Consider the following 18,580-nt stretch of genomic DNA (forward strand, 5'->3'; position numbering starts at 1 on the left):
CGGCGGGGGTTTTTTTATGCCCGCGATACCGTTTCCTGTCTCTCCTCGTAATTCTGTAAATAAATCTTATTCAGGTTTACTCCTGAGCAGGAAATGCTATTTCCTGGACCTTAAGTTGAATCACCTGCATAAAGAAATTATTATTATTGTGAATTTAATAACGCCAGATAAACTGTTTAATAAAATTAATGAATATTAAGTTTACTATTGACGTAAAGCGCTTCTCGCTCGCTCTGGTGTTATGTCTGGTTGTCATTCCTTTCTCCCGCCTTATTTCACCGAAGTCTGTTATTGATGGTTTTGAAGTTTATCTGGCATGGATGCCGCTGAGCGTCATGCTGGCGATGATACTCTTATTTGGTCGTCAGGCTATTCTTCCAATCATCATCAGTTTTGCCATCATTAACGAATGGAATTTAGATTTAACGCCAGGGCAGGTTGCTATCTTATTATTTTGTCAGGTATTTAGTACGCTGGTGGTCTGTGGGATCCTGCGATGGCAACTTGGAACGCGCTGGCGTTATCACGTACCCAATCGCTTTATCGGCGCGCGCATTTTCTGGCTGGGATTTATCCTGCCGCTAGCCACCAAACTCTCAATGTATCTGGCCGGTTATTTATGTGATTTTCCGATTACCCTTGCGAATTTCTCCGACCGCGGCTCGGTTATTTACCATATAGTCGATATTCAAAGCCTGATTTGTGCGGTTCTGATTTTTACCATGCTGTTCTATTATCCCTTAAGGATGATTATCAATCCCCATTATGCGCGCGCTTTCTGGCGGCGCAATATTCATAATTCATTTTCATTTCGCAACAGGTTATTTACATCCGCATTACTTCTCACGCTTGTTGCTTTCCTTTTGCTGCTCTGTGTACCTTTTACCTCCGATATCATTGCAGGCTACCTGGTTCCCGTCATATTCATTTTATTCACCTTAGGGGTCAGTCGATTTCGCTATCCTTTCATCGCGTTGGGCTGGGCGCTAAGCGCTTTGCTGCTGCTTACCTACAACAGCAATTTTCTACAGGGCGTACAGAACGGTTATTCACTGGCGTTTGTGCTGTCGGTGCTGATCTCCTTCGCAATTTGTCTGGCTTATATGTCCCGCATTTTTCAGCGCAGTCAATGGCTCAAACGTGGCTGGCAGGAGAGGGCGCTGGTCGATCCATTAACCGGGCTGCGTAATCTGCGCGCGCTGGAATGCTTTATGAAGGGCAACAGGGATATCACCCTGTGCTGTTTACGCATGGACAACCTGGAGTTTCTGAGCCGTCATTACGGCCTGATGATGCGCGTGCAGTGTAAACGGGACATTATTCGCCAGCTGCAGCCGTTGCTGATGGTCAACGAACAGGTTTTTCAAATCCCGGGTAATGAGCTGGTGGTGGTGCTTAGCGGCCCGGAAACCGGAGCGCGTCTGCAGCACATTACTGATTATCTCAACAGCCGCAAAATTTACTGGAACAATATCGGCATGGATATTGAGTTTGGCGGCGCCTGGGGCGGTGTGGAATCTAACGGGGGTGAGAGCCTGTACCACACGCTGGGCCAGCTAAGCTGGCTGGCAGAAAAGGCCTGCTCGGCGAATCAGGTTCTGTCGTTGAATAACAGCTTTGAGACGGTTTCGGGCCAGACGACGGAGCGTGTGCTGATGCTGAGCCGGATCAAACGCGCTCTGGATGAGGGGGGGCTGCGTCTGTATGCACAACCCATTCAGAGAGCCGATGGCGTGGGCTACCATGAAATCCTCTCGCGACTGGAGAGCGAGGGCGAACTCCTTACGCCCGACAGATTTCTGCCCCTGGTGGCGCAATTTAACCTGAGCCGACGCTTCGATATCAGCGTGGTTGAAGCACTGCTGGTATGGCTGCAGGATCATCCTGCACAGGGGTGCTGCGCGCGTTTCTCGGTGAATCTGATGCCGTTAACGCTGATGCAAAAAGAGGTTGCGTCAGAGATCATTGCACTGTTTGAACGCTACAGCGTGAAGCCGCAGACGGTTATTATTGAGGTGACCGAAGAGCAGGCGTTCTCCAATTCGGAAGTCAGTATCGCTAACATTCAGCAGCTGCGTCAGTATGGCTTTAAAATTGCTATCGACGACTTCGGTACCGGGTACGCCAATTACGAACGACTCAAGCGCCTGCAGGCGGATATCATCAAGATCGACGGCTGCTTTGTGAAGGATATTTGCAGCGACAGCATGGATGCGATGATTGTGAAATCCATCTGTAACCTGGCAAAGACCCGGTCGCTGTGCGTGGTGGCGGAGTTTGTCGAAACGGAAGCGCAGCGGGAAAAGTTGCTCGCCTCGGGAGTGGACTATTTACAGGGATATCTGATCGGCAAACCGCAACCGCTCACTGAATGACAGACGAAAAAAAACCGGGGTGTTATCCCCGGTTTTTTTATGCTGATTACAGTACCAGTGCAGCGATGGACGCTGACAGGACGCTGACCAGCGTAGAACCGTAGACCAGTTTCAGACCAAAGCGGGAAACCACGTTACCTTGCTCTTCGTTCAGGCCTTTAATCGCACCGGCGATGATACCGATGGAAGAGAAGTTAGCGAATGAAACCAGGAAGACGGAGAGAATGCCTTCGGCGCGCGGGGAGAGGCTACCGGCGATTTTCTGCAGATCCATCATCGCGACGAATTCGTTAGAAACCAGTTTGGTCGCCATAATACTGCCCACCTGCAGCGCTTCGCTGGCTGGCACACCCATCACCCAGGCTACCGGGTAGAAGATGTAACCCAGAATCCCCTGGAAGGAGATACCCAGTACGGCAGCAAACAGGGCATTCAGCGCGGAGATCAGGGCGATAAAGCCGATCAGCATCGCGGCAACAATCACCGCCACTTTGAAGCCTGCCAGGATGTATTCACCCAGCATTTCGAAGAAGCTCTGACCTTCGTGCAGATTCGCCATCTGCAAATTCTCTTCACTTTCGTCCACGCGGTACGGGTTAATCAGTGACAGAACGATAAAGGTGCTGAACATGTTCAGTACCAGCGCAGCCACCACATATTTAGGCTCAAGCATGGTCATATACGCGCCCACGATAGACATGGAAACGGTAGACATTGCCGTTGCCGCCATGGTGTACATGCGGTTGCGGGACATTTTGCTAAGGATATCTTTATAGGCGATAAAGTTCTCAGACTGACCGAGGATCAGGGAACTTACGGCGTTGAAAGATTCCAGTTTGCCCATGCCGTTCACTTTAGACAGCACGGTACCAATAGCGCGGATGACAATCGGCAGAATGCGAATGTGCTGCAGGATACCGATCAGGGCAGAGATAAAGACGATTGGGCACAACACTTTCAGGAAGAAGAATGCCAGACCTTCATCGTTCATTTTACCGAACACGAAGTTGGTTCCTTCATTAGCGAATCCGAGCAGTTTTTCAAACATCTCGGAGAAGCCTTTTACAAAGCCCAGCCCCACGTCTGAGTTCAGGAAGAACCAGGCGAGCAATACTTCAATAACAAGTAACTGAATGACATAGCGAATGCGGATCTTTTTGCGATCGCTGCTGACCAGCAACGCAAGCACGGCAACGACAACAAGTGCCAGGACAAAATGTAGGACGCGGTCCATATTTGCTCCAAATATGAGGCAGGTTTAATTTCGCTGCACATTCTATGAAACAAGCGTAAAGAAAACGAGATCAAAGCCACACTATCGTTGAGTCCTGTGACGAGTTTCAAAAATAGTGACATACGATACATTTTTGTTATGTTATGTAAATGAGTTAAAAGTTAAGTTTGTGTGCTACGCTTCACAAAGGCGCGTGCTTCTGCCCGCTATCTATACTTCATTCCAGCCTGCTAATTGTTCTTCGCTATCACTGCAATCACGATAATCCTTTTAAATGAACTTGATAATCATTCGCATTTTGATAGCATTTAACATAGCAAAGGCTATATTACTGAGGCAAAAATGAGCAACAGTCGCGTTGATGAGAGTAGCAGTGGTAGGGCTGCACGCAAAATGCGGTTCGCATTGATGGGACCTGCGTTTATTGCCGCCATTGGCTATATCGATCCCGGTAATTTTGCGACCAACATCCAGGCCGGAGCCAGTTTCGGCTACAAACTCTTGTGGGTGGTGGTCTGGGCCAACCTGATGGCGATGATGATCCAGGTGCTGTCAGCAAAACTGGGCATTGCCACCGGTAAAAATCTCGCGGAGCAGATCCGCGACCACTATCCGCGTCCGCTGGTCTGGTTCTACTGGGTGCAGGCGGAGATTATTGCCATGGCGACCGACCTGGCAGAATTTATCGGCGCGGCGATCGGCTTTAAGCTGATCCTCGGCGTATCGCTGTTGCAGGGCGCGGTATTAACCGGTATCGCCACCTTCCTTATTCTGATGCTGCAACGACGCGGGCAGAAACCGCTGGAGAAAGTAATTGGCGGCCTGCTGCTGTTTGTGGCGGCAGCCTACATTGTTGAGCTCATCTTCTCCCAGCCGGATCTGGTTCAACTGGGTAAAGGAATGGCGATCCCAAGTCTGCCTACCACCGAAGCGGTGTTCCTTGCGGCCGGGGTACTGGGCGCGACCATTATGCCGCACGTGATCTATCTGCACTCCTCGCTGACCCAGAACCTGCATGGCGGTTCCCGGCATGAGCGCTACTCCGCGACAAAGTGGGACGTCGCCATCGCTATGACCATTGCCGGGTTTGTTAACCTGGCGATGATGGCCACCGCCGCAGCGGCATTCCATTTCAACGGCCATACCGGCGTCGCCGATCTGGATCAGGCGTACCTGACGCTGGAACCGCTGCTGAGTCACGCGGCGGCGACCATTTTTGGCCTGAGCCTGGTGGCAGCGGGTCTCTCTTCCACCGTGGTAGGCACGCTGGCAGGGCAGGTGGTGATGCAGGGATTTGTGCGCTTCCACATTCCTTTATGGGTGCGCCGTTCGATCACGATGCTGCCGTCGTTTGTGGTGATCCTGATGGGACTGGATCCGACCCGCATTCTGGTGATGAGCCAGGTGCTGCTCAGTTTTGGTATTGCGCTGGCGTTGGTGCCGCTGCTGGTGTTCACCAGTGACAAGAAGCTGATGGGCGATCTGGTTAACAGTAAGGCGGTGAGACGGACGGGGTGGGCGATCGTGGTTCTGGTGGTGGCGCTGAATCTGTGGCTACTTATCGGGACCGCATTGGGATTGTAAAAAAGGCGCCGGAAGGCGCCTTTTTCGTATCAGTGACGGTGACCGTGCCCGCCATGACCATGACCACGACCGCGTGGGCCTCGATGATCGTCACGATCGCTCCAGCCTGCGCGGTAGCCACGCTCATAGGCTTTGCGTTTATCCCAGCCACGATGGTAGCCGTTATCATGTCTGTGCCAGCGGTTGCCGCGCCATTCATAATGTCGGCGCCAGTAGTCGCGGTCACGCCAGCCGCCGCCATCCCAGTAGTTACCATAATTATCACGATCGCCAATTTGTAATTTTATGGATGGCAACAGGGTGATTTCGCCAGCATTAGCGACCAGCGGGGCTGAAGCCAGTAATACTGCTGCAAGAATCAGAGACCTGAACATGGTTTTTCTCCTTCACGATCGGAGCCGTAATCGGCTTGTTAACGCAATATTAAGGGGCGGTAAAGCCCCGGATAATCGCTTTAACTCCTAATTCAGAAGGCGTAGCACTTTTTGCTAAAAGCGCTTTTAATTTACACTATTCAGAATTCCGTCGATTTCGTTCAGTTCCTCAGGCGTGAAGTGACGGTTCGCCAGCATTCCCACAGCATCATCAATTTGCGCCGTTTTGCTGGCGCCAATCAGCACCGAGGTGACGGCCTCCTGATGTAATACCCAGGCCAGCGCCATCTGCGATAGCTTCTGGTTGCGGCGTTCCGCCAGGGCGTTAAGCTGACGCACTTTCGCCAGCTTCTCTTCGGTGAGCTGATCCGGATTGAGGAACCGGCTTCCGCTGGCGGCGCGGGAATCTGCCGGAATACCGTTAAGATAGCGGTCGGTCAGCTGGCCCCCGGCGAGCGGCGAAAAGGCGATGCAGCCCACCCCTTTATCCTTCAGGACGCCCAGTAAGCCCGCTTCCGGGGTGCGTTCAAACAACGAATATTTCGGCTGATGGATAAGGCAGGGCGTGCCTAAATCATCGAGGATCTCAATGGCCTGGCGAGCCAGCTCTGCCGGATAGTTGGATAGCCCAACGTACAGTGCCTTGCCCTGGCGCACGATGTGGTCTAACGCTTTCATCGTCTCTTTCAACGGCGTTTCCGGGTCCGGACGGTGATGATAGAAGATATCGACATACTCCAGGCCCATCCGTTTCAGGCTCTGATCGAGGCTGGCAATCAGATACTTACGCGAGCCCCAGTCGCCGTAAGGGCCCTCCCACATGGTATAGCCCGCCTTGGTCGAGATGATGAGTTCATCGCGCCAGGCGCTGAAATCTTCCTGCAAGATTCGTCCAAAGTTACGTTCTGCGGAACCCGGCGGTGGACCGTAGTTATTGGCAAGGTCGAAGTGCGTAATCCCCACATCGAAGGCACGATGTAAAAGTTGACGGCTGTTTTCGATCAATGTGGCGTCGCCAAAGTTGTGCCACAGCCCCAGGGAGATGGCAGGGAGCTTAAGACCACTTTGCCCGCATCGTTGATAATTCATTGACTGGTAACGGTTTTGATTCGCCTGATAAACCATGAGTCTTGCCCCTCTGCGTCAGAATGTCATTCAGTGTATACGTTTACACTAAACGTCAGGCAGGCAGATTACCTCGCGAAAATACGTAAAGCATTATTTCCATGGGCAGTTTATCGCCATTCCTGGACAGCTATCACGCTTCTTCAATACTCAAACTGAAGTCAACATTATAAGGATAACTGTCATGCAAACCCCCTACACCGTCGCCGATTACCTGCTGGACCGTCTTACAGATTGTGGTGCCGATCATCTGTTTGGCGTGCCGGGCGACTACAATCTGCAGTTTCTCGATCACGTTATCGCCAGCCCGGATATTGGCTGGGTAGGTTGTGCCAACGAATTAAATGCGGCCTATGCCGCCGATGGATATGCGCGCTGCAAAGGGTTTGCTGCGCTGCTGACAACGTTCGGGGTAGGCGAGCTCAGCGCCATGAACGGTATCGCGGGCAGTTTCGCCGAGCATGTGCCGGTTCTGCATATCGTGGGTGCCCCGGGCAGCGCCTCGCAGAAAAAAGGGGAGCTACTGCACCATACGCTCGGTGACGGTGAGTTTCGTCATTTCTATAAGATGAGTGAGCCCGTTACCGTCGCCCAGGCGCACCTGACCGAACAAAATGCCTGCTATGAAATCGACCGGGTCCTGACCCAGATGCTTCGGGAGCGCCGTCCGGGCTATATTATGCTGCCTGCCGATGTGGCAAAAAAACCGGCCACGCCGCCTGTGAGCACGCTCATGAACCCTCTTTATGAGAGCGACAGTTTCCGTCTTGACGCCTTCCGCCAGGCGGCAGAAAAACGGCTGGCCGCGAGCGATCGCACCGCGCTGCTGGCCGACTTCCTGGTCCTGCGTTATGGCCTGAAAAATCAGCTGCAACGCTGGGTGGACCAAACGCCCATCGCCCACGCCACCATGCTGATGGGGAAAGGGATTTTTGACGAGCGCAAACCCGGTTTTGCTGGCACCTACAGCGGCTCCGCCAGCGCAGCCGAGGTTAACGAGGCCATTGAAGGCGCCGATACCGTGATCTGCGTGGGTACGCGCTTTACCGATACGCTTACCGCAGGCTTCACCCACAAACTTACCCATCAGCAGACTATTGATGTTCAGCCGCATGCCTCGCGCATAGGCGATGTCTGGTACACCGGGATCCCCATGACCCAGGCCATTGAGGTACTTTCCAGCCTCTGCCATCAGTATGCCCAAACCGGCAATACGCCTCGCCCGGCGAGACAGCTTCATGCGGTTCATCCCGGTTCGTTAACCCAGGACTGCTTCTGGAAAACGCTGCAAACCTATATTCGTCCGGGGGACATTATTCTCGCCGACCAGGGAACCTCGGCCTTTGGGGCTGGCGCGCTGCGTCTGCCGGATGAGGTAAATTTTATCGTGCAGCCGATCTGGGGATCGATTGGCTACACCCTGGCCGCCGCCTACGGTGCGCAGACCGCCTGCCCGGATCGTCGCGTGATTGCCATTACCGGCGACGGCGCGGCGCAGCTCACTATCCAGGAGCTGGGCTCCATGCTGCGGGACAAGCAGCGCCCGGTGATCATGGTGCTGAATAACGAAGGGTACACGGTGGAGCGCGCCATTCATGGTCCGAACCAGCGCTATAACGACATAGCGCTGTGGAACTGGACGCAGATCCCGCAGGCGCTCAGCCTGGATTGTCAGGCCGAGTGCTGGCGGGTGAGCGAGACGGTGCAGCTGGAAGAGGTGCTGGAGAGAGTCGCGCACCCACAACGGCTGTCATTGATTGAGGTGATGTTGCCGAAAGCCGACGTTCCGCCGCTGCTGAGCGGCATTATCCAGGCGCTGGAAGCACGCAAAAGCGCCTGATTACTTCTCATCGTTCCATGCAGCCATCATCGGTCTGCCCGCCAGCAGCAGCCAGGCGGGCAGCATCACAATACAGAGCAGCGGCAGCAGGGTGGTGTCCGGCACCACCACTGCCGCCATAAACAGGCTTAGCCACGCATCCCGGGTGACAACCAGCACCAGCCCCATAATCGAACAGGAGATGGTGATCGCCAGGGGAACCGCCTCTACATGTTCATGCAACATCAACCCCAGCGCCGCGCCGACAAACACCGCCGGGAAAATGCGCCCGCCGCGAAAACCGCAGGCCGCAGCCACTACCAGCGCCGCCAGTTTTATCAGCGCAAAGAGCAGATAATCCGACACGCTGAAGATCTGGCTGAAGGCCATCTGCTGCATCTCATCCAGCCCCTTAAACAGGGTGATATTGCCCCCGATTGCCCCAAGGATCCCCAGAATAAATCCGCCTGCGCCAAGAATAAGTACCGGGTGCTTCAGACGATGCATCAGACGGTGCAGGCGCGGCAGACACCAGACCGCCACCATCCCCAGCGCGATGGCGAAGGCGGCGACGATCGCGCCGCTGAAAATATCCACCATCTGCATCTGACTGTAGTGGGCAACGGGCAGTGAGAAGTGAGGATGAAAAAAGAGGCTGGTGGTCAGGGCTCCGGCGGCGGCGGATAAGAGCGGGGCGAACAGACGATCCCAGAGCGGGATCTCCGTGTTGCCGCTCAGGGTCTGGGAAAAAATCAGCGCCGCCGCGACAGGTGTGCCGAACAGCGCCCCGATGGTGCCGGCAGAGGCGAGAATGGTCCAGTCAAGGGCGTTTACCCGGGGGAAGGCCCGCGCCCCTATGGCGACGGCCAGGGCGATATTCACCGCCATCACAGGATGCTCAGGCCCAAGGCTGACGCCGCCCGCCAGACCAATAATCAGGGCGATAATCAACCCGGGCAGGGCAGCGGCATTGACCGGCGCGCCAATCAACGGCTCTGTGGCTGGATCTGGCCCGGCATGGCCCGGGCTGTAGCGTATCACCACTCCTACAGCGATACCGGTAAGCGTCAGGATTAAAATAACCCATACCGGCGAGCTTGCGTTAAGGCCGAGGGAAGCCGGTAATGAGGTCCACAAAACCGACTGCAGCACGGAGGCGACCTTCATGATCACAATCAGGATCAGGCTGGATGCAACGCCAATAATCAGCGCAGGAGGGGCCAGCAGCAGCATCGTTCTGGCTCGCGGATGGAGCATGATGATTTCCTTGTTAAAAATAGCTGTCTGTACTTTGCACGTTCAGCCTTATGGCAATAGTGCAAATGGTGCTGAAACGGTAAAGTTATTCTGTGATGAAGATCGATAATCCTGGGGTGCTTTTATCCAGGTCGTTGTTGTTCACGGGCCTTGAATTTAGAGTGTGCCAAACAGTTATTTTGACTTTAGCGGAGCAGTAGAAGAATGACAAAGTATGCTTTGGTAGGTGATGTAGGGGGGACTAACGCGCGTCTGGCGTTATGTGACGTCAACACCGGCGAAATCTCCCGCGCCAAAACCTATTCCGGGCTGGATTACCCCAGCCTGGAAGCGGTGGTTCGTGTCTATCTGACGGAGCATGATGTCAGCGTTGAGGATGGCTGTATCGCCATTGCCTGTCCGATTACCGGCGACTGGGTGGCGATGACCAACCACACCTGGGCATTCTCTGTCGCCGAAATGAAGGCCAACCTCGGCTTTGCCCATCTGGAAATTATTAACGACTTTACCGCGGTATCGATGGCGATCCCGATGTTAAAGCCGGAGCATCTGATCCAGTTCGGCGGCACCGAGCCGGTTGAAGGTAAGCCCATTGCCGTCTACGGCGCTGGCACTGGCCTGGGGGTTTCCCATCTGGTACATGTCGACAAGCGCTGGATCAGCCTGCCGGGTGAAGGCGGACATGTCGATTTCGCCCCAAACAGCGAAGAAGAGGGCATTATCCTCGAAGAGCTGCGCGCGGAGATCGGCCACGTCTCGGCGGAGCGGGTGCTCTCGGGTCCGGGCCTGGTGAACCTCTACCGGGCGATTGTGAAATCCGATGGCCGTCTGCCGGAGAATCTACAGCCGAAAGATGTGACCGAACGCGCGCTGGAAGATAGCTGCACCGACTGCCGTCGCGCGCTGTCGCTCTTCTGCGTCATCATGGGGCGTTTTGGCGGCAACCTGGCGCTGAACCTGAGCACCTTTGGTGGGGTCTATATCGCGGGCGGGATCGTACCGCGCTTCCTCGACTTCTTTAAATCCTCCGGTTTCCGCGGCGGGTTTGAAGACAAGGGGCGCTTCCGCGATTATGTCCGGGATATTCCGGTGTACCTGATTGTGCATGACAATCCGGGTCTGCTGGGCTCGGGCGCGCATCTGCGCCAGACCCTGGGCCAGGTACTGTAATGGCTCTTCCCCGGTGACGTCTGTTCACCGGGGCATCCCCCTCACAGGTGCATCAGCTGGCGAAACTCTTTCACCTTGCTGCGACTCACCGGCACCTGAAAATCGAGATCCTTCAGCCGTAGAATGTAGGTGTTGTTGAACCAGGGTTCGATCTCGCGGATCTTGTTCAGATTGACGCAAAAAGAGCGATGGCAACGGAAGAAGTGGCTCGCCGGCAGCTTGCTGCAAAATTCGGTGATGTTCATCGGCATGACGAACGACTCGCGGCGCGTGTAGACGAAGGTCATCTTCTCATGCGCTTCGGCATAATAGATATCGTTCATCGGCGTCACGATGATGCGTTCATCCTTGATCAAATTGATCGTGTCATTTTCGCGCATGACCGGTGAGGCCGCGACCTGTTCCGCGCCGGACTGCTGGTGCCAGGCGTGTTCCAGCTTCTGCAGCATGCTGACAATCCGCGACTCCTGGTACGGCTTAAGAATATAGTCGAACGCTTCCAGCTCGAAGGCCTCCACCGCATGCTCTTTCCACGCGGTGACAAAGACAATAAACGGTTTACTGGCAAACTGGCTGATGTTTTGCGCCAGCAGTACCCCGTCCAGAGAGGGAATATTGATATCCAGAAATATGGCGTCTACCCGGTTGTGCTGCAGAAATTTCAGCACGTCCAGACCATCCTCAAAGGTGCCGACGATCTCCATCTGGCTGTGTTCTTTAATCAGCCAACTCAGCTCCTGTTGGGCGAGTATTTCATCTTCCACAATGATGACTTTCATGCGTCACTCCCTCTAAGGCAACAACAACGTCTGGGCATGAACGGCGGCGCGTTCGTTAGGAACATAAAACGCGATCTCGGTACCCGGCTCAAGGCGGCGAATGTGTAGCCCTTCACCATAGAGCAGCTTAACGCGGTGATGGACATTGAGCAGACCAATTTTATTGCCGGGCATCTCATTCGACTCCACCCGTTCAATCACTTTCGGGTCGATCCCGTGGCCGGTGTCGCGCACCGCCACCCGCACGCGGTTACCGCATTCGGCCACGCTGATGGTGACCACCCCTTTACCCTTACGCGGCTGAATGCCGTGGACAATGGCATTCTCCACCAGCGGCTGGATCAGCAGGCTCGGGATCACGCAGTTCACCTCTTCATCGATGTCATAGATGACGGTAAGCTTATCGCCAAACCGCGCCTGTTCGATGGCGATGTAATCTTTGATCTGATAAAGCTCTTTTTTGATGTCGATCTGCTCGTCGTCTTTCAACTCAATGTTGTAGCGCAGATAGCGCGACAGATTGAAGATCAGCTGGCGGGCGGTGTCCGGATTCAGGCGGATCGACGAGGAGATGGCGTTCAGCGCATTGAACAGAAAATGGGGATTAATTTTACTCTGCAGGGCGCGCAGCTCTGCCTTGTTTGCCATCTCCCGCAGCTGCTCGGCACGGGAGACCTCCAGCTGGGTAGAGATAATCTGTGACAGCCCGACCGCCATCTCCTGTAAGGTCGATGTGATCTGGTGCGCGTGGCAGTAGTAAATTTTTAGCGTGCCGGTGACTACCCCTTTTTCCCACAGCGGTATCACAAGCATAGAGTGGATCTCCGGGGTGCGGTGAGCCTCATCGTTATTCTTAATGATGATCTTGCCGCCGCTGATTGCCTGGCGGGTGGTGGGGCTGATGGTATCATCATTATCCCGGTAGTTTGCTTCACCCACGCCCACGTAGGCCAGCACCCGGTCAATATTGGTGATGGCCACCGCATCGGCGTGAATGTCGCGGCGGATGATATCGCACACCTGGCGCAGCGATTCAGCGTTAATGTCGCGAAACAGCGGCAGCGTCTTATTGGCAATATCCAACGCCAGCTTGGCCTGCCGGGCGGCGCTGGCCTCTTTTTCGCCTTCCACACTCTGCACCAGCAGCACGATAAAGCCCACGCAGACGCTACCGAGGATCATCGGAATACCAATTTTTGAGACGATATCCAGCCCCAGCGCCGTGGTGGGGGCCCACGCCACCACCAGGATCATGGTCAGGGTTTCGCAGAGCATGCCGGCGATGATACCCGCTTTCCAGTGCTGTTTCTTAGGGACTTTGCGGTTGATCGCCCCCGACAGCACGCCAGCGATAATGCTGGTGATCAGGCAAGGAACCGCCGTCACGCCGCCGATATCAATCAGGTAACGGTGGGTCCCGGCAATGAGGCCCGTGATGATCCCGACCCATGGGCCAAACAGGATCCCGCCAGACATCACGGCGATGATCCGCACATTAACCAGGGAACCTTCCACCGGTACCCCGGACCAGGTACTGAACAGGGCAAACATCGAAAAGATCGCAGTGACCGCCAGCAGTTCCCGGGGCGAGTGGGCAGACTTATGCAGCAGCTCGCGGAACAGGCGGATGCGAATGAGGAAAAAGAGGCAAATCAGCATTAACGCCGCGCGATCGAACACCGCCAGCAGCATATTGAATATTTCGTGCACGGGTAAACCTGGGAAAAGAGGAAAGAACCATGATAAAAAACCTGACGCTCAATGACCAGCCATCCCGCTCTTTTATAAAATGGGGATAAACCACGTTAATCAAAGGGGATTGTATCTAAGGTCGCATAAGCGGGCAGAAAAGCTAAAAAGCCACCCGGAAGTCGTAACTGTAATGATATTAAAATGTTAATAAAAAGGTATTAATAATGCCTCTTTTCTTTTTTGCTTCCGGTTTTTGCCTCAGCAGAGTTCCTGTTTTAGCGCTACGCTTTTTTTTATTTCTTCCCCCCTCGACAAGGCGAATTTTTTCAGGTTATTTTCTAAGCACGCCACATCCGTGGCGACGTCGCTCGGACGGTCCGGGCGCTAACGTAATCTGAGGAATTTATGGCTGACTCCAGTCCTGAACGCCGTTTTTCGCGTATCGATCGTCTTCCCCCGTATGTGTTTAACATTACTGCTGAATTGAAAATGGCTGCGCGCCGTCGCGGCGAAGACATTATCGATTTCAGTATGGGTAATCCGGACGGCGCTACGCCGCCCCATATCGTGGAAAAACTCTGCACCGTCGCCCAGCGCCCGGACACGCATGGTTACTCAACCTCTAAAGGGATTCCGCGTTTACGCCGCGCCATTTCGCGCTGGTATCAGGAACGCTATCAGGTGGAGATCGACCCTGAGAGCGAAGCCATTGTCACCATCGGTTCAAAAGAGGGGCTGGCGCATCTGATGCTGGCGACGCTGGACCATGGCGACACGGTGCTGGTGCCGAACCCCAGCTACCCGATCCATATTTACGGTGCGGTCATTGCCGGTGCGCAGGTGCGCTCTGTGCCGCTGGTTGAAGGCGTCGACTTTTTTAACGAGCTGGAGCGCGCCATCCGGGAAAGCTATCCGAAGCCGAAGATGATGATCCTCGGTTTTCCTTCCAACCCGACCGCCCAGTGCGTGGAACTCGACTTCTTTGAGAAAGTGGTGGCCCTGGCGAAGCGCTACGACGTGCTTGTGGTGCATGACCTGGCCTACGCCGATATCGTGTATGACGGCTGGAAAGCGCCGTCGATCATGCAGGTACCCGGCGCGCGCGACGTTGCGGTGGAGTTTTTCACCCTGTCGAAAAGCTACAACATGGCGGGCTGGCGTATCGGCTTTATGGTCGGTAACAAGACGCTGGTCAACGCGCTGGCACGTATCAAAAGCTACCACGACTACGGCACCTTTACCCCGTTGCAGGTAGCGGCCATTGCTGCGCTGGAAGGCGATCAGCAGTGTGTGAAGGACATTGCAGCCCAGTATAAACGCCGTCGCGATGTGCTGGTCAAAGGGCTGCATGAGGCGGGCTGGATGGTGGAGATGCCTAAAGCTTCGATGTACGTCTGGGCGAAGATCCCGGACGCCTACGCCGCGATGGGATCGCTGGAGTTTGCCAAAAAACTCCTCCAGGATGCGAAAGTGTGCGTCTCCCCGGGGATTGGCTTTGGTGACTACGGCGATACGCACGTGCGTTTCGCGCTGATTGAGAACAGCGATCGTATCCGTCAGGCGGTGAGGGGCATTAAAAGCATGTTCCGCGCCGACGGATTACTGCCCCAGGTAACAAAGCCGATGCCAGAGCAGGCGGGTCAGTAACCCCAAAAAAAACAGGCGCCTTGGGCGCCTGTTTTTTTGACTACATTTTCTTTGCTCAGTTCATCATCAGGGCAAACGTACCGACCCATGCGAACAAAATCACTGAAAAACCCATAAAGAAATATTTCACGTTCATCGCTCCGCGTATTTCGTGATACGCAATAAAAATAGAGTCCAACTGAGTATAGAGAGGTGAAGTCAGGCCGGGGCGGAAATGAGAATTATCCCGTTTCAGCGACGACTCCAGCTCAGAATTCTGTGCTTTCAGGTAGCCAGACGGCGCTAATGTACGCTTAAATTTCAGGAGTGACAAGAGGCATTTTTCTAAATAATTTCCACGACTTACGAGTGTCGTGGAACGGCGACAGTTTAATTTCGGCGGGTAATAAATTGTCGTTCGGCAAGATAGCGTGCTAACGATAAACCTGAGTGATTACAGGTGATTGAAAAGGTTAGTTTCTAAAAGAAACTAACCTTCAACGGGGTTAAAGATAGAGGGAAGCGTGCCCCACAGGACGCGTTTTAAAACGGCGATGCACCCATAAATACTGTTCCGGCGCACGCATGATCTCGCTCTCGATCACCCTGTTGATGTAAGCCGCGGCGGCCGCCTCTTCCTGAGGATAGTTCTCCATCTCCGGCATGATAAACAGGCGATAACCGCTTTTATCGTCTTTTCTGACCATGGTGACCGTCAGCATCACCGACTTTGAAAGACGGTGAATCACAAATGTGCCGTTAGTGGTGGCCACCTCCTTTACCGCGAAGAAGGGGGCGAAGCTGCTGCCATTGCGGCCATAGTCCTGGTCCGGAGCAAACCAGACCGCTTCGCCTTTTTTCAGGGCGCTGACCAGCCCGCGTAAATTATTGCGGCTGATCATCGCCTTATTTGAACGCATGCGCCCGCACGTCTGCACCCACTCCATCAGGGCGCTGTTATGTGGACGATAAGTGGCCATCATCGGCTGGCACAACCCCATCACCCGGCCACCCAGCTCCAGCGACGTAAAGTGAACGCCGATCACCATCACCCCGCAGTTTTTTGCCTGCGCGCGCTGCAAATTTTCCAGGCCTTCAACGTCAAACCACTTACGTACCCGCGAGTCCGGCCAGAACCAGGCCATCCCCGTTTCCAGTAACGCCATGCCGATAGATTTAAAATTTTCACTAATGAGATGATCACGCTCTTCAGGGGAGAGCGCCGGAAAACAGAGTTCGAGGTTCCTGCGAGCGATAGATTCACGGCGCTTCAGAAAACGACGCGAAAGACTTCCGAGGCTGGCACCGAGCCAGCGTAGCGCCGGATAAGGAAGTTGCACGAGCAGCCAGAGGACACCCAGACCAAACCATGTAAACCAGTAACGCGGGTGCAGAAGCGTGCGCGTGAATTTGCATTGAGACAAGATAAAACGACCTTTATGGAGAGTATATTGGTAGCCCCAGACTGGCGCTACGCCGGAATGCTATTAAGACCTGCGTTAATACTATTGGTTCATGGTGATTACCGTATATGCCCAAGGTCTGAAAAAAGGCTGTCGGCGCTGGGCGGCGTAATGTAGCACTGATATATCTTAACTGCTAACACTACTTTTTGCGCAAAAAATAACCCACAAAAGGGCTCAAACCGGGGCTATTTTTATCCACATTCAAACGCGATTAGTCAGGCTTTCCATATCCAAAATCAAAGCCGAACAGCACGTTCTGGCGTATGGCATGATTCAGCGGATAGCTGTAACTCTGCCCGATGCTGACCGTATGGATCGCCCGCAACAGCGTGCCGCCGCTGAGGGGTGAGGGGGTATTGGTGATCGCCACTTCCGCTCCCTGCAATGCGTGCCGCAGCGACTGATAGGCCGGAGAAGCCGTAATACTGTTATTGGTCACGCTGCACAGGCCGAGCAGCAGGCAGATTAACAGCACCGGGAAGATCAGCGGATGGCGGTTAAGCAGGCGAACGGGCCGCCAGGCGGTAACAGAGAGCAGGGCGGAACTTAACGGCAGAAGCAGCAGATAGAGCAGTTTTGCCAGGTGGGTGAGGGCGCCGAGCAGGGAGAACATCAGCGCAATGGGAGGAACAATCACCGCCCGCGCCGCATCCTCGCCCCGTTTTTCATTTGCTCCGCCCGTGCCGTAGCTGGCCAGCGCAGCCTGCAGGCGGGGGAGTTGCTGTTGCACGGCGTAGTCAAGATGGGGAGCCTGCAGCGCCAGGGCGAACTGTTTCAGGGCGTCCTCTTTCGGATATTCAGGCTGCACCCGGGTTTGCAGCGGCAGGGCCAGCTTTTCCCGCAGCCTTTTCTGCACCGGGTCCAGCATAAAAAATGTCTCCCAGTCGAGGCGGGCCGGGATTGTCACCCCATGATAGAGCCCATTTTTCTGCGTAACGCTGGTATAGTCGAGATAGTCCTGATAAATCTCTGCGCGCGCGGCCAGCCAGAGTTTGTAATAGCCGAGGAGCCCGCCCTCCTGAACGCTGATGCTGTCGCGCAGGTTTTGCGCCGCCTCTCGCTCAAGCAGTTCGTGATAGCGGCTGACCGAACTCATAAGTAGCGGCAGCATCGCCAGAAACGCTTTCCCGGATGGGCTGGTCCAGGTTTCGCGCTGACTGCCATCGTCATCAAGCGGGATCCCCTCCAGCGTCTGGTGCCCGTCAATTAAAGACTGCTGATAGAGCTGCGCCAGCATCGACTTCTGGCGAAACTCGCCGGTACTTTGGGCGACCTGGCGCTCAATTACCCGCTCCACCGTTTGCCATGTCACCACGCCGGTGAGCAGACAGAGCGAGAACACCATGCCTGCCACCCAGGGGGCGGGAAAGGCAATGCCGCGTTTTTTCAGCCAGGCGTTCGCTGCCAGCACCAGCTGGAACATCAACAGCGCGGCGGCGATAGCGGTTAAAGCCCGACCATAGCGCTCCATACTGTGGATATCGTCGGGGGTGGAGAGACTTCCCACCAGGTCGAGCAGGCGCGAGTTAAAGGCCAGCTCGCAGATGAGATAGGTGAGGGTGAGAAGAATAACCACTGCGTTTTGCCACAGCGGCAGCGTGGGGCGCTTGATATCGGCCCGGTTTTCCAGTTCACCGAGAGCGCGTTCCGTCATGATTTTAGCTCCAGGCTGGTCTGACGGGTGATCGCAGGTTGCCAGATCTGCTCCGGCAACGAGTTATCCAGCACCGGTATGACCCGGGGCGCGGGCGGTTCGGCGGCTTTATCCTGAGGCCGTTTTTTTACTCTTACGGGCGGCGCAGGGGACGCTTCTGGCGCGTTCAGGAACGATTCAGGTGCGCTATACGCGGGCTGCACAGGCGCAGGGCGAACATATTTCGGCGCTACACGCGCCCGGCTGGGATTCTTATCATGGCTAGCACAACCGCTTACGCTCAGAAGCAGCGTTAACAACACCACCCCGCAGCGGGGCATTTTTTGCAGTAGCACGCTCATCAGTTTGTCCTGACTCTGTCGCACAGCGGAGTGACGTCTTTTAAATGTAATCGGGAATTTTAATTCAGGTAGTTGTATCGCTTA

Annotated in this window: 15 protein-coding genes; 5 read left to right on the top strand and 10 right to left on the bottom strand. The window is 54.7% G+C overall.

Translation table 11 applies throughout. The features are described from left to right. The first annotated feature begins 188 nt into the window (after positions 1-188). Complete coding sequence (locus tag B3X29_RS10015; RefSeq protein ID WP_103180625.1) at positions 189-2,375, top strand: EAL domain-containing protein; 2,187 nt, start codon at positions 189-191, stop codon at positions 2,373-2,375. 46 nt (positions 2,376-2,421) lie between these two features. Here B3X29_RS10015 and B3X29_RS10020 read toward each other — a convergent pair whose 3' ends face one another. After that, a complete protein-coding gene (locus B3X29_RS10020; RefSeq protein ID WP_103180623.1) occupies positions 2,422-3,609 on the bottom strand; it encodes a NupC/NupG family nucleoside CNT transporter in 1,188 nt (395 codons plus the stop codon). A gap of 342 nt (positions 3,610-3,951) precedes the next feature. Between B3X29_RS10020 and B3X29_RS10025 the strand changes: the two genes are divergently transcribed. Beyond that, entirely contained in the window at positions 3,952-5,193 is a 1,242-nt protein-coding gene (locus B3X29_RS10025) for an Nramp family divalent metal transporter (protein WP_103180621.1), read from the top strand. Between the two features lie 29 nt (positions 5,194-5,222). Here the strand turns inward: B3X29_RS10025 and ypeC are convergent, their stop codons facing one another. Together ypeC and mgrA are read right to left on the bottom strand one after the other, a co-directional pair. Further along, the gene (gene ypeC, locus B3X29_RS10030; protein WP_103180619.1) at positions 5,223-5,567 is read right to left on the bottom strand and encodes a DUF2502 domain-containing protein YpeC; all 345 of its coding nucleotides are present in this window, start codon (positions 5,565-5,567) and stop codon (positions 5,223-5,225) included. A 126-nt stretch (positions 5,568-5,693) separates the two neighbouring features. Beyond that, positions 5,694-6,692 carry an L-glyceraldehyde 3-phosphate reductase gene (mgrA, locus tag B3X29_RS10035; protein WP_159339647.1) on the bottom strand — a complete coding sequence of 333 codons (999 nt, stop codon included), beginning with the start codon at positions 6,690-6,692 and terminating at the stop codon, positions 5,694-5,696. Positions 6,693-6,876: 184 nt separating this feature from the next. On the opposite strand from mgrA, the gene ipdC reads away from it, so the two are divergent. Next, a complete protein-coding gene (ipdC, locus tag B3X29_RS10040; RefSeq protein WP_159339646.1) occupies positions 6,877-8,532 on the top strand; it encodes an indolepyruvate decarboxylase in 1,656 nt (551 codons plus the stop codon). Here the strand turns inward: ipdC and B3X29_RS10045 are convergent, their stop codons facing one another. Beyond that, entirely contained in the window at positions 8,533-9,768 is a 1,236-nt protein-coding gene (locus B3X29_RS10045; protein ID WP_103180614.1) for an ion channel protein, read from the bottom strand. Between the two features lie 204 nt (positions 9,769-9,972). Here B3X29_RS10045 and glk point away from each other — a divergent pair, with 204 nt between their 5' ends. After that, positions 9,973-10,938: a glucokinase gene (gene glk / locus B3X29_RS10050; protein WP_103180613.1), complete on the top strand. Its 966-nt coding sequence runs from the start codon at positions 9,973-9,975 to the stop codon at positions 10,936-10,938. A gap of 41 nt (positions 10,939-10,979) precedes the next feature. Here glk and B3X29_RS10055 read toward each other — a convergent pair whose 3' ends face one another. Both B3X29_RS10055 and B3X29_RS10060 read right to left on the bottom strand, forming a co-directional pair. Beyond that, the gene (locus B3X29_RS10055; RefSeq protein WP_103180611.1) at positions 10,980-11,717 is read right to left on the bottom strand and encodes a LytR/AlgR family response regulator transcription factor; all 738 of its coding nucleotides are present in this window, start codon (positions 11,715-11,717) and stop codon (positions 10,980-10,982) included. Positions 11,718-11,729: 12 nt separating this feature from the next. Further along, complete coding sequence (locus B3X29_RS10060; RefSeq protein WP_103180609.1) at positions 11,730-13,427, bottom strand: sensor histidine kinase; 1,698 nt, start codon at positions 13,425-13,427, stop codon at positions 11,730-11,732. A 387-nt stretch (positions 13,428-13,814) separates the two neighbouring features. On the opposite strand from B3X29_RS10060, the gene alaC reads away from it, so the two are divergent. Beyond that, positions 13,815-15,056: an alanine transaminase gene (alaC, locus tag B3X29_RS10065; RefSeq protein WP_159339645.1), complete on the top strand. Its 1,242-nt coding sequence runs from the start codon at positions 13,815-13,817 to the stop codon at positions 15,054-15,056. Between the two features lie 55 nt (positions 15,057-15,111). Here alaC and ypdK read toward each other — a convergent pair whose 3' ends face one another. The 4 genes from ypdK to B3X29_RS10080 all read right to left on the bottom strand — a co-directional run bounded on the left by ypdK (position 15,112) and on the right by B3X29_RS10080 (position 18,496). Continuing rightward, positions 15,112-15,192: a membrane protein YpdK gene (ypdK, locus tag B3X29_RS22585; RefSeq protein ID WP_197080173.1), complete on the bottom strand. Its 81-nt coding sequence runs from the start codon at positions 15,190-15,192 to the stop codon at positions 15,112-15,114. A gap of 349 nt (positions 15,193-15,541) precedes the next feature. After that, positions 15,542-16,462 carry a kdo(2)-lipid IV(A) palmitoleoyltransferase gene (gene lpxP, locus B3X29_RS10070; RefSeq protein WP_103180605.1) on the bottom strand — a complete coding sequence of 307 codons (921 nt, stop codon included), beginning with the start codon at positions 16,460-16,462 and terminating at the stop codon, positions 15,542-15,544. A gap of 250 nt (positions 16,463-16,712) precedes the next feature. Beyond that, positions 16,713-18,155 (bottom strand): hypothetical protein, encoded by a 1,443-nt coding sequence (locus tag B3X29_RS10075; protein WP_159339644.1) that lies wholly within the window; start codon positions 18,153-18,155, stop codon positions 16,713-16,715. Then, positions 18,152-18,496 carry a hypothetical protein gene (locus B3X29_RS10080; RefSeq protein WP_159339643.1) on the bottom strand — a complete coding sequence of 115 codons (345 nt, stop codon included), beginning with the start codon at positions 18,494-18,496 and terminating at the stop codon, positions 18,152-18,154. The genes B3X29_RS10075 and B3X29_RS10080 overlap by 4 nt, the downstream gene beginning before the upstream one ends. Positions 18,497-18,580 lie beyond the last annotated feature (84 nt).

The organism is Leclercia sp. UBA5076 (assembly GCF_002416465.1).
Classification (GTDB): Bacteria; Pseudomonadota; Gammaproteobacteria; order Enterobacterales; family Enterobacteriaceae; genus Enterobacter.